At 55.0% G+C, this 12,043-nt stretch carries 13 protein-coding genes; 9 read left to right on the plus strand and 4 right to left on the minus strand.

The genetic code is table 11. The annotated features are described in order from the left end of the window. The first annotated feature begins 52 nt into the window (after window positions 1–52). The 3 genes from OQ371_RS23445 (at window position 53) to OQ371_RS23455 (ending at window position 2,505) form a co-directional block, all read left to right on the plus strand. Window positions 53–1,345: a serine hydrolase gene (locus OQ371_RS23445; RefSeq protein WP_265990777.1), complete on the plus strand. Its 1,293-nt coding sequence runs from the start codon at window positions 53–55 to the stop codon at window positions 1,343–1,345. A 180-nt stretch (window positions 1,346–1,525) separates the two neighbouring features. Next, a complete protein-coding gene (locus OQ371_RS23450; protein WP_265990779.1) occupies window positions 1,526–1,918 on the plus strand; it encodes a hypothetical protein in 393 nt (130 codons plus the stop codon). Then, window positions 1,915–2,505, plus strand: coding sequence for a hypothetical protein (locus tag OQ371_RS23455; RefSeq protein ID WP_265990780.1), 591 nt, complete (start codon window positions 1,915–1,917; stop codon window positions 2,503–2,505). Before OQ371_RS23450 ends, OQ371_RS23455 begins: the two co-directional genes overlap by 4 nt. A gap of 25 nt (window positions 2,506–2,530) precedes the next feature. Here the strand turns inward: OQ371_RS23455 and OQ371_RS23460 are convergent, their stop codons facing one another. The 3 genes from OQ371_RS23460 to truA form a co-directional block, all read right to left on the minus strand. Beyond that, on the minus strand, window positions 2,531–3,136 hold the full coding sequence (locus OQ371_RS23460) for a nucleotidyltransferase family protein (RefSeq protein ID WP_265990782.1): 606 nt from the start codon (window positions 3,134–3,136) through the stop codon (window positions 2,531–2,533). Window positions 3,137–3,147: 11 nt separating this feature from the next. Then, window positions 3,148–4,131: an XdhC family protein gene (locus OQ371_RS23465; RefSeq protein ID WP_265990784.1), complete on the minus strand. Its 984-nt coding sequence runs from the start codon at window positions 4,129–4,131 to the stop codon at window positions 3,148–3,150. 76 nt (window positions 4,132–4,207) lie between these two features. Beyond that, window positions 4,208–4,960: a tRNA pseudouridine(38-40) synthase TruA gene (gene truA / locus OQ371_RS23470; protein ID WP_265990785.1), complete on the minus strand. Its 753-nt coding sequence runs from the start codon at window positions 4,958–4,960 to the stop codon at window positions 4,208–4,210. A 409-nt stretch (window positions 4,961–5,369) separates the two neighbouring features. On the opposite strand from truA, the gene OQ371_RS23475 reads away from it, so the two are divergent. The 5 genes from OQ371_RS23475 to OQ371_RS23495 are packed head-to-tail and all read left to right on the plus strand — an operon-like array spanning window position 5,370 to window position 8,465. Further along, the gene (locus tag OQ371_RS23475; protein WP_265990786.1) at window positions 5,370–6,164 is read left to right on the plus strand and encodes a HipA family kinase; all 795 of its coding nucleotides are present in this window, start codon (window positions 5,370–5,372) and stop codon (window positions 6,162–6,164) included. Beyond that, window positions 6,145–6,525: a DUF3037 domain-containing protein gene (locus OQ371_RS23480; protein WP_265990787.1), complete on the plus strand. Its 381-nt coding sequence runs from the start codon at window positions 6,145–6,147 to the stop codon at window positions 6,523–6,525. The genes OQ371_RS23475 and OQ371_RS23480 overlap by 20 nt, the downstream gene beginning before the upstream one ends. A gap of 14 nt (window positions 6,526–6,539) precedes the next feature. Beyond that, window positions 6,540–7,256, plus strand: a complete 717-nt coding sequence (locus tag OQ371_RS23485) for a hypothetical protein (RefSeq protein ID WP_265990788.1) — start codon at window positions 6,540–6,542, stop codon at window positions 7,254–7,256. Window positions 7,257–7,263: 7 nt separating this feature from the next. After that, window positions 7,264–7,587, plus strand: coding sequence for a YnfA family protein (locus tag OQ371_RS23490; RefSeq protein WP_265990789.1), 324 nt, complete (start codon window positions 7,264–7,266; stop codon window positions 7,585–7,587). Window positions 7,588–7,592: 5 nt separating this feature from the next. Next, window positions 7,593–8,465, plus strand: a complete 873-nt coding sequence (locus OQ371_RS23495) for a phosphotransferase family protein (RefSeq protein WP_265990790.1) — start codon at window positions 7,593–7,595, stop codon at window positions 8,463–8,465. Between the two features lie 17 nt (window positions 8,466–8,482). On the opposite strand, the gene OQ371_RS23500 is transcribed toward OQ371_RS23495, so the two are convergent. Next, entirely contained in the window at window positions 8,483–10,984 is a 2,502-nt protein-coding gene (locus OQ371_RS23500) for a hypothetical protein (RefSeq protein WP_265990791.1), read from the minus strand. 494 nt (window positions 10,985–11,478) lie between these two features. Between OQ371_RS23500 and OQ371_RS23505 the strand changes: the two genes are divergently transcribed. Then, entirely contained in the window at window positions 11,479–12,000 is a 522-nt protein-coding gene (locus tag OQ371_RS23505; RefSeq protein WP_265990793.1) for a hypothetical protein, read from the plus strand. The last annotated feature ends 43 nt before the right edge of the window (window positions 12,001–12,043 follow it).

Raw genomic sequence — 12,043 nt, forward strand, 5'->3', positions numbered from 1 at the left:
CAGCAAGAGGTCATAGATTTGCCTTTTGTCGACTCGACTTACTGGTTTTTTCATGAACAAACTCCTCCGTTTTCTGGCATTGGGCCTGGTAACGACCGTTGCTCAGGCCCAACCCCGAACTGATGCTTTTCTGACTGATCTGTTTTCCCGGAATCAGAACCCCCTTTTTCAGGAAGTGATCCTGCACCCGGACACGTACCGGCTGCAAATTATTTATACCCGCATCGACCGCGATAAACGCAACCTTCCCACCTTCACCCAGTACTATTTTCACGTCGACAGTACGGAATACTTCAACCCGGCGTCGACCGTCAAGTTACCGCTGGCGCTGCTGTCGCTCGAAAAGCTGAACGGGTTGAAAAAGCCGGAGGTGACCAAATTTACGGCCATGCAATTCGACAGCGCCTTTCGGGGCCAAACGAAAGAGTGGCGTGACAACACCGCCGAAAACGGGCTACCGGCAATTGCTCATTTCATTAGAAAAGCGTTTCTGGTGAGCGACAACGACGCCTACAGCCGGATGTACGAGTTTGTCGGGCAGCAAACCATCAACCGCTCCCTGCACGCCAAAGGCTATGCCGATACCCGCATCACGCACCGGTTTGTCCGGATGACGCCGGAGGAAAACCGGCATACCAATCCGGTCCGGTTTATTCGCGAAGACGGAACCCTGCTCTACGCCCAGCCAGCCGCCATCAATCCCGACGCTTTTGACTTCCGCCGAACCGCCAAAATTGGGAAAGCCTATCTGACGGCAAACGACAGCCTGGTCAATGAACCGTTTGATTTTACGATGCGCAACAAGTATCCGCTGGAAGCGTTCCAGCAAACGTTGCAATCGGTGCTGTTTCCGCGTTCCGTTCCGGCCCGCCAGCGGTTTGCCCTAACCGGGGATGATTACGCCCTGGTGCGCCAATACCTCGCCCAGTTTCCCGGCGAAACCAATTACCCCAAGTACGACGCAGAGCAGTATTACGACACGTACGTGAAGTTCTTTTTCCGCGACAGCCTGCACCGAACGCTGCCCGAAGGGGTTCGGGTGTTCAACAAAGTGGGCTGGGCTTACGGATTTATGACCGACGCGTCGTACGTGGCCGATTTCAAGAACCAGGTAGAGTACATGCTGTCGGCAACGCTTTATGTGAACCGGGATGAGATTCTGAATGATAACAAATACGAGTACGAGAGCGTGGCGCACCCGTTTCTGTACCAACTGGGGCAAACCATCTACCAGCATGAATTGAAACGGCCCCGCCAATACCGTCCGGATCTGAAGGAGTTTCAGATCACCTATGAGAAGCGCCGAGCTGATGCCCGGCCCGTGGTGAAAGATGTCGACAACTGATCGTGCCCGTTTCGGCTACTTAGGCTGTAAGCGCCATCGAATCGCTGGATGATTTTACGCGCCGGATTGGGGACCCTGAAGTAGTGTGTATCTTTTCGCCTGATTCAGCCGGAAGGCGGACTTTACAACCCGAAACACTTGTTTACGCTACATTCGATGACTAAAACCGTATCTGCAAAAATGGGCATTCGCCCCGGCGTTCGTGCCTTTCTCCTCAACGCTCCCGCCGATGCCCTCGAAGCGCTCGAGCTGCCCGGGCTGGTTCCGGCTCCGGCGCTCGACGGCGAATTTGATTATATTCACCTGTTTGTCAGGAGCCAGTCTGAGCTGCACGAGCACTTCCCACCGTTGAAGACGTACCTAAAGCCCACCGGTATGCTCTGGGTATCGTGGCCGAAAGCCGGGCAACTCGGAACGGATCTGACTCTCACCAAAGTCATTGAAATTGGCTACGATTACGGTCTGGTTGAAAGTAAAACGCTCAGCGTTAACCCCGTCTGGTCGGCCATTAAATTCACCCATCCCAAAGCGGGAAAAACGTATAACAACAGCTACGGAACCCTAAAAACGTGAATCGCGTCCTCAACTACCTGATTCTGTTTGCGCTGACCTGCCCCCTCTACGGCCAGTCGGCCCTGACCGGCTTGGGGCCGTTTGTACTGGGAGTCACGACTCCGGATTCTCTCCATCCGTACGACTTTCAGGAACAGGAACTGGTCGTTGTGAAGGGAACCCTGGCTTTACCGTGCACGGGCATTCGGATTCTGCGGGCCAGATCCATTGAGATGCAGGGCGTTCCGATTGCCAATGTGCATCTGGTTTTTTACGAAAACCGCCTGTTTCGGATCACCTGCGATTACGGTGAACCTCTACAAAACGCCTTCATGCGGCAACACGGTATCGGGCATTCCAACATCAACGACTCAATTGTTTTGTGCCATGAAGGGAGAGAATCAAAACGCCAGGTGTTGAAGAGCACCCGCTGGGAACGCGGATCGATTCGGGCGCTGGCCATCCACGCCACCGGCTACAACGACCGCTGCCAGCCGGAGCAGGTTTCCAGGCTGACAATCGCCAGTCTGCCGGTTGCAGCCATCACGTCGGAATGTGACTTAGACCATCTGGACCCTTACCTTGACCGAATCTGGCAAAAACACTGAAGCAGCGACTGGCAGAAACGTCAAATTACTGCTCCTCGCTTTCGGTCCCCAAAAACCGGGAAACGTCCTGACGGGTGTCCAAATCAATACTGCCCAGGGAGAAAGGCACTTCGACGCAGTCATCCAGATGCTCCATGATTACCTTTTTGGCGCCCGCATCGCCCTCCAGTCCAAGCAGTTCGTGGATGTATTTTCGGTCGAACAAGGCCGGTACGCCCAGGCTACCGCCGTAGCTGGCGGCCACAATGCCCTTCCCGCTTTCTTCGTACACCTGTACCAGTCGCTGCACCAACACACCGTCGACATGGGGCTGATCAGTCAGCAAAAAAAGCACGGCGTCGATGTCTTTTTGCGTCAGGTAGACGGCCGCCAGACCGGTTTTTACGGAACTTGCCAGCCCCTGCTGCCAGTGCTGATTGTCGATAATCGTCACGGGTAACCCATCGAGTTCGGGAGCTACCTGTTTTTTGTGCGCGCCCAGCACCACCACCACCGGCCGGAAGGCCGTATCCAAGGCCGTATCGACCACCCGGCGGAGCAGCGTGCGGCCCTCCCACTGAATGAGTTGCTTGGGCTGGTGTTCGAGCCGCGACGACGAACCGGCCGCTAAAATGACGATTGCAATGTTCATACGTTTTACGGTCAATCCAGATCGACCGGCGCGCTAATCGACTGCACCGGCTGATGAATCGGGGCGTTTTTAAACTTCAGCGGCTGCGCCGTTGCGGTGCGGAACACGGCCTGGATTTCGGCCAGAATCGACAGGGCGATTTCCTGCGGATTATCGGCCCCGACATCGAGCCCTACCGGCCAGAAAAGCCGTTCCTCATCCTGCAACTTCACCAAGTCGGCCACTTCCTCCAGCAGGGCATCCCCCCGTTTTTTGGGACCCAGCAGACCAATATAGCGAATGTCGGTTTGCAGCAATTCCCGCAAAACCGCCTTGTCGTATTTGAAATTATGGGAAATCAGCACGGCCGCCGAATAACGGTCGATCGGAACCTGCCGCCTGATGTCGTCGCGCTGCACGGCCAGCATTTCGTCGGCTTCGCCAAACCGCCGGGGTTGCAGGTGCGCCACGCAATCGTCGGTGACCACCACCCGCCAGCCGATCTGCTTGGCCAGTTTCACCAGCGGCACGGCATCGTACCCTCCGCCGAAAACCAGCAGTTGAATGTCAGGTTTGAGTTCTTCCACGAAAACACCCGCCCCATCGGGCAGGGTCGTTTCAAACGTCAGCGGTCGCCGTTGCTGCATCACCCGGTCGAGCGTTTCGAGGGGATTGTCCAGGTCGTTGGGGTCGATGGCCTGGATCAAAACGTCCAGAATACCGTTGCAGCCCAGGCCAATGCCAAAATTTTCGCCTTCGGGGTCGGTGGTGTCGTAGGTAACCAACCGCGCCTGCCGGCTTTGCATCACTTCGCGGGCTTTGCGCAGGGCGTCACCTTCCAGGCAACCGCCACTGATGGCCCCCATCCACTGCCCATCGTCAGTAATGTACATGCGGGCTCCCGGTCGGCGGTACCCCGACCCGGTCAGGCCGACGACGGTTGCCAAGGCGGCTTTGCGTTGGCTGAAATCGGTAGTTCGGTAAGCGCGGATCAGTTGTTGAAATTCGTTGATCACGGTATTCGAATAATGAGTGATAGACGATGAATACTTCTAAGGTAACTTTAATTCATCATTCATCGTTTATGATTCCTCATTTTCTTACGAAAAGATCGGGCGGATAGCCCACTTCCACCAGAAACAGCCCACTGGCGGGCGCCGACCGTCCGGCCTGGGTCCGGTCTTTGGCCTGAATGATCCGTTCGAATTCGGCCACCGTCATTCGCCCCTGCCCCACTTCCAGCATCGTTCCTACCAGCGTGCGCACCATGCCGTACAAAAACCGGTTGGCCTTGATGTGAAAGGTCAGTTGTTGGCCTTCCACCACCCACTCGGCCCGGTAGAGGTCGCAGCGAAAGTGCGAAACCTTGGTTCGAACCTTGCTGAAACTCTCGAAATCGTCGTATTTAAACAGCAAAGCGGCCGCTTCGTTCATTTTCTCAACGTCCAGATCGGGCCGAAAAACGTAAAGCAGCATATCCAGAAACGGGCTTTTCTGCTTCCGAATGCGGTATTGGTAGTAGCGCGAAACGGCCGAAAACCGGGCGTGGACGCGGGGTTCAACCGGAAAAATGGTTTGAACCGCAATATCGGGCGGCAGGATGCAGTTCAGGGCGTGAAGAAACCCGTCGGTCAGTTCGAGCGAGCGGTCAATCTCAAAGTGGGCAAACTGCTGCTCGGCGTGAACGCCGGTATCGGTCCGGCCGCTGCCAATGATGGAAATCGGTTCCCGCAGCAGCGTACTCAGTTTCTGTTCAAGAACTTCCTGCACCGTGATACCGTTGGGCTGAATCTGCCAGCCGTTATAGGCCGTTCCCCGGTACGAAAGTTGGATAAAATAGCGCATAGGGTACAAAAGTAACGCCCCGAGGCAGAAAACCGTCGTGCAGCAAGTGTTCTTGGTGCGCATTCTCTCTTTCAACGACGAATCCGTTTCGGGCCGTAGCCGCCTTTTTGCCCTCTAAACCGAACCATGAAATGGCTTGAACAACCCGCTTGCATTTTATGATTTTGGTTTTCTACCAATTTTGGGACGCAGGAACCACACCCCCCGGCGGCTGAGTCAATTGGGCATAACTACCGTCGGACCCAGACGTTTATTGGCGCGAGCGCTAGCCTTTAGGCCCACCGCATGAACGATTCGCTGAATCCGGCCTGATTTCTCGAAAAATTGGCCTAAATTTCCCGCCAGTCCCGTTGGAACCCGGAAGTTTGTTTCCCCCTGAACGCAGACTTCCTTTAATCGAAAATGCCTTGTGAGTACCCGCGAACCCCAACTCCGAACGGTCGAAGTGATCCGTTACGTGACGCCCCTGCGCGAGGGCGGCTCGTTGCCCGCCATCGTGGAAGCCGACGATGATTTCTTGTACGTCCTGAAATTTCGGGGCGCTGGTCAGGGCGTGAAGGCCCTGATCGCTGAGCTGATTGCCGGTGAGGTGGCCCGCGCCCTGGGCCTCAAAATTCCCGAAATCGTGTTTGCAACGCTCGACCCGGCGATGGCCCGGACGGAGCCCGACGAGGAAATCCAGGATTTGCTGCGCGCCAGCGGAGGGCTGAACCTGGGCCTGCATTTTCTCTCCCGCGCCACCACCTTCGACCCGGTGCTGAACACGGTCGGCGCCCGGCTAGCGTCGCAGATTGTCTGGCTGGACTGCTTCATCACGAACGTTGACCGCACCGCCCGTAACACCAACCTGCTGATGTGGCACCGGGAACTGTGGCTGATCGATCACGGCGCTTCTCTGTATTTTCACCACGGGGGGCAAAACTGGCAGGAGCAGGCAAAAAAGCCGTTTGGAGCGGTAAAAGACCACGTACTACTGCCCTGGGCGACCGAACTCGACACCGTCGATGCCGAATTCCGCCAGTTGCTGACCCCGGAGAAAATACGGTCTATTGTCGATCTGGTGCCCGATGGGTGGCTGATCAGTGAAGATTCTTCCGACTCCGTTGAAGAACGCCGTCAGATGTACAGCGGCTTTTTAGAAACCCGACTCGCCCATTCTGAGATTTTTGTTAAGGAAGCCCAGCATGCCAAAGCACTTGTTTGAGTACGCCGTCGTCCGCGTGGTACCGCGCGTGGAGCGCGAAGAATTTATGAACGTCGGCGTTATTGTCTACTGCCCGGCGCAGGGGTTTCTGCAAACGGTTTTTGAACTGAACGAAGACCGTTTGCGGGCTTTTTGCCCCGACATCGACCTGCCGGATTTGCGGGAACGACTACTGGTTTTTCAAAAAATCTGCGCCGGTCGGCGGGAAGGCGGTCCCATCGGCCAGCTGCCGATTGCGGCCCGGTTTCGCTGGCTGGCCGCCAACCGCAGCACCATCATCCAGACCTCGCCCATGCACACAGGTCTGTGTGAGGAGGCCGCCGAGACGCTGGATCGGTTGTTTGAGCAGTTGGTTCGGTAACTAGTCCAGATACTATGACTCCTAAAAAGATTGCCTTGATCATCTGTTTATTCGTCCTAGTTTCTGTGGACCATGCAGCTTTTGCCCAACCCCAAATAGTTGTCCAATTGACCGTCGTTAGCAGACAGGCGGGCCAGGATGTCAATAAGGATGTAGGGCTTTTGGTGGATGTGAAAAATACAACGGGCCACGATATTGCGCTTTACACTCCCTCAGGTAGCCTGGTTAATTACATCAAGTATTACAAACTCGACGGTAAAACGCACCAATACCAGGAAATTATTCATCCTTTGGTTCAGGAGCCGCGGGATCAGATGGCTTTCAAAGACAGCATTTTTAAGGCATCACAAATGATTGTCGATTTTCTCGACAGTAAAAACTACAATTCAAAATCAACCCTTTATCTCGAATTCACGGAAAGCGATTCCCTCTGGTTTGATTATATCACTCGAAGTGAGCAGTACTCAAAGCAAATCCAGGAGACCGAAGTTCAATACTTTAAAACGGCGAGTGGCAGTACTGATAGAGCTTTTTTTACCCTTCTGAAAGCCCATGAGCATTACCAGGATTTCTTCAACATTGCTTTTTTGTATCAGGCAAAAGGTGATTACAAGATCGTCCTGGATCTACCACCTACTCGACAACAGCAAGCCGTTCATCTGGCGGGCACCTTTGCAGTTACAGAACCGGAAAAAGTAAGCGGCCATCCTGTTTATCTCTCCATCAGATAGCACCACCATGATCCAAGCACTTTTCATTTTCATCCTGGCGGGGTTGTGCGAAATCGGGGGCGGGTACCTGGTTTGGCTCTGGCTCAGAGAAGATAGACCGCCTATTTACGGCGTCGCGGGCGGCATTATTCTGGTTCTGTACGGGGTGGTTGCCACCTTCCAGCCTGCCGGTTTCGGGCGGGTCTATGCGGCCTACGGCGGTATCTTCATTGCCCTGTCCGTGCTATGGGCCTGGTGGGTCGACGGTTTTAAACCCGACCGCTATGACCTGCTGGGGGCTGCTGTCGCACTGATCGGCGCCGGAATCATTTTCTTTGCTCCCCGTTCCTGATCCCGATGCTTGTTGCCGAACTTTTAACCACGGTTTTTCCCGATCAGAATTTTCAGAGCGCCCGATATCTGGGTGAAGGGATGGACAGCCAAACGTATCTGGTCGACGAAGGCTACGTGTTCCGGTTTCCGAAGCGCGAAGAGGTCGCCCGGAATCTGACGAAAGAGATAGCGCTTTTGCCGCATCTGCAACACCTGCCGCTCCGTGTACCCGACTTTCAGTTTCTGGGCCAGCATCCGGAAACGGGCCTACCGTTCGTGGGCTATCCGCTACTCCGGGGTGTCGAATGGCAGGCAAATCACTTCCCGGAACAACCCCCGGCAAATCAGACGCTGACCCTCCGGCTGCTTGGAAGTTTTTTAACCGAACTTCATCGGTTTGACGTAGCAACGGCGATGCGGCTGGGCGTTGAAATCAACGACAGCTTTCAGGATTACCGGGAAACGTACCAGGAAATCCAGACCGACCTGTTTCCCTTTCTCACCCCCTCGCTGCGGACCTTCATCGACCGGCGATTTAGGGCTTTCCTGGCGAATCCCCGGCATTTCCGATACACCAACGCCCTGATTCACGACGACTTCAGCTCGGACCACATCTTGTGCGATCCGGCCACGGGCGTGCCCCGGAGTGTGATTGATTTCGGCGACGTGGCCGTGGGCGATCCGGACCTGGACCTGAAGTATCTGTACGCCGAACGGGGGCGTTCGTTCATCGAACGGCTGCTGGCGGAAGGTCATTACCAAACCCCAACCGACCCGGAAGTTCTCCTGGAAAAACTCGATTTCTTTACCTTCTGCGAAACCATTCAGGATGCGCTGCACGAGCACCAAGGAGATCCAGAACGGGCGGCTGCGGCTCTCCAGTCCAGTTGGGTCTGACCCGGGAAGGCCGGGCTTTATTTGCTGGCCCGGCTGCCAAACCGCTTAACTTCCACGGCCCGCGTTGATCCATCGACCGGTAACTGAAATTCCGGGTACTGGCCCGCCGTGGTGAGCGTAAAAGGGACTTTCTGGATCACCGTCTGGGGCTGGCGGGCGTAATCGTGAAGCAATAGGGTGTAAGTACCCGGGGGCAAATGAAACGCAAAGCCGCCGTCGGGCTGGGGGCTGTGGCTAAAAACCGTCTTGTCGCCCCGCTGAATGTCCACCGTAAACCGGCTGTACTGGCACGGCTGCCGGTCGTAGGCATTCGCCTGACACTGAAGCTGCCCCTTTACCCGGAAAGACCGGGTCAGCGGAATGGTTCGGGATACGGCCCGGCCAACGGTAATTTTTTCGGTATACTGCACGGGCTCGCCAATCCGGCCCAGGCTCACAGCCGAAACCGTGTAGGTGCCGGGCGGCAGATTCCGGTACACCAGGGTGCCTTTCGAATTGGTCAGCAGCGTGTTGTCATTAATGGTCACCAGCAGGCTATCGGCCCAGCGTTCCCCCGAATCCCGGCTGCCGTTGCCGTTTTCATCTTCAAAAAAGCTCAGCCGCAGCTCGCCCCGCCGGTTAAACCGCAGATGGCTAAATCGCTTGGTCAGTTCCAGCCGGTATTGGCTGTAAGCCAGATCGGGCACCTGGCTGTAGGGCGTCGCGTTGCCTTCGGCTTTCAGCCACAGATCGGGCGTGATGTCATAGCGCACCCGGCCCACGGCCAGGCAGCGCGCTCCGCTGGTTTGGGAGTCGTACAGGTAATTCACCCCCACCGACCCCACCAACCGGCGGTTCAGCAGGGCGAAATCAACCATTGGCATCACCGAAGCAGTTTGGTACCGGGCCGACTGATCGGCGCGCAAATCGTTCAGGAAATAAGGCCCTTTTTGCCAATACGCCCAGAGACTGAACGGCCGCATCACCCACGACGACAAAATCCGCTGGCTCAAAAGACCCCGACCGGGCGTTGCGGCACTTCGGTTGTGGAGCCTACCGACGTCGTAACTGAGCTCAAGGTATTGGCTCATGCCCTGCCGGTAGGAGACCGTGGGCGAAAACCGGTAGGCAACGGCTTGCTGGGCGTAGGGGTTGGTAAAATCGGCTTGCGCGTGCCAGAAAGGCCGTAGCCCCAGCGCGAAACTCGACCAGCGACGGTTCAGACTCACTTCAGCGACGGTGTTGCCAAACACCCGCTGACTGCGCTCTACCGGCGACGTAAAAAGTACCTGCTTGTAGTAGACATGGTTGAACCGGGCCGTGAGGGCCGTGCCCTCGGACGCTTTCCAGGTGGCCTGGCCTTGAACAATCGATGCGCCTTTCTGCAAACCGGCATAAACCGGGCTGCTGAAGTAAGACCGCAGGTTCCAGAGGAAATTCGACTTTTGAAACGTGTAATTAAGCTGCCCGGCCCATCCCATCGTCTGTGCCCGTTCGGCCCCCTGCCGGGCGTATTCAACGCTGTGGCCGCCCATGATTTCCAGCGAATGACGATTGGCCCGGTAAAATTGCACGGAGCCAAAATTGAGAAACCCCGCCCGCTGGGTCGCCGAGTTTGTAAAATAATTGCTGCTGAACGACCAGGAACTTCCCAGCATCAGGGGAAACCCGTGATCGTAGCGCACCGACAAGACATTTCCCGACATCGCATCTGCCAGCGGGTTAAGCCAGTTGGGATTGCTGTTAACGGCCCAGAACGTCCATTGGTGATCCGGCCGGAGCAGGTTTACCTTCAGGCCACGGCCCAGCAGGGGCAACTCGTGGTAATCCTGAAGGCTGCCAAGGTGAAGCTTCGTCCGGGCGGTGCGGACCGACAGATACGAGTTCTGCAGTTGCTGGAAATGATCGGCTGCGTAATCCAGGTAATGAAGCTGAAAATCGACCTGGGCCTTCCCCACCGAGTCGCTGCCCCAGATGCGGCCTTCCCGGGCCCACTGGTTGTTACTCAGCTTCGTCACCGCGGCACTTACCCCGTAGCCTTCTTTCTGGTAAAGATCCGTTCCGCTGAACCGTTTGGCGGACGTCGCCACAACAATCGTGTACAGCACGTTGCCCAGCACCGAGCCGCTTTCATCCCGCACAGTGACGGTGACCTGATAAGGCATACTGGTGGACCAATACCGGGCGGGCAGCACCGAAAGTGAGAATACGGTATCCTGGCGGGGTGCCAGTTCCAGGCTGAGCGGAAAACCCGTGCGGTCGATGCCTTCGGGCAGAGACGCTACTTCGAGCGTTATTTTTTGGCGACGGGCCCGATTATGAACCAGGTGGAGCGGCAGCCCGGCCGGCTCCGAAATGGAATAGAGCACCACCTGATCGTTTGACGTATATAAGGAAAAGGCAGCCTGTTTTTTATCTTCCACCATGACCCGAAACGCTATTTTCTGCACCAGCGCATCCCGCGCATCTTGGAGTTGGAACACCACCTCACTGATTAGTGAATCGGGCTGCTGGCTGACAAAACCCTTGAAAGGAATCATCTTTATTTCGCCCGGTTTTACGGCGAAATCTTTCGGAATAACCGACAATATTTCGACCGCAGAAGAAGACTGTACGGAGAGCTTTACTTCGCTTTCTTTTTTGCCCGTATTCGCAATTGTCAGACGATTTGTAAAAGTTGTACCAACGGATGAGTTTACCATTTCTTTCCAGATTGTAAGTTGGATATCCTGCGCGCTTCCGGCTGATAGACTGCCACAAAGCACTGCTAGACAGACCCAAAATTTCATTCTGAAAATCATTCGCTTATCTAATTTTTAAATACGTCACGGTCATGTATACGCTATAGACGCGTTACAATTTTGATACCAAAAAATGGAACACATAAAATTTATATTAAATGAATAAAGGGAGAATTTCAGGCTAAAATTGTTTGAAAAAATTTTATTTATCAGACAAATATGGCAAGGTAGTTGTAACCAAATCAAACGATTTAATTCTTTAAAACAATCAATGTAACTTGCAATTATTAATCATGAAAAACTTTTTGAAATCATTCGCGTGTGTAGCTGTAATGGGTTGTGTGACCTCCCTTCTCCCGACGTCTTCAGCCCAGGCTCAATCCAGCCAGAACGTGACCCTGACGGTTACTTTAGTAGACGTATTGGCGTTGACCGTAAACAACGCAACGGCATCGCTTGCCTTCAATTCGGCGGATGCCTACCATACGGGGGTGAGTGACGCTAAATCGGGTCAGTTGGTCATTACCAGCAACAAACCGTATGATCTGAAAGTAAAAGCTCTGGCTGATCTGAGCAACGGGTCGGCCACCATTCCGGTGAATAACATCACCGTGCAAATCGACGGTACCGATAACATGGGTACGACAACGGCGCGGGCCATCGAAACCAGTGAGCAGGTTCTGGCCTCCAACGCACCGGCGGCCATTCTGAAAAGTGTTGGCCTTAAGTATTCAACTTCCGGCGACAACCCGGCGTTTTTGAAAGCAGCCAGCAACTATACCTCAACCCTGGTCTATTCAATCTCCTCGCTGTAACCGCCAATGCTCCTACGTAACATTTCCCGTCTAACAATTTGCC

It is taken from the genome of Larkinella insperata (assembly GCF_026248825.1).
Taxonomy (GTDB): Bacteria; Bacteroidota; Bacteroidia; order Cytophagales; family Spirosomataceae; genus Larkinella; species Larkinella insperata.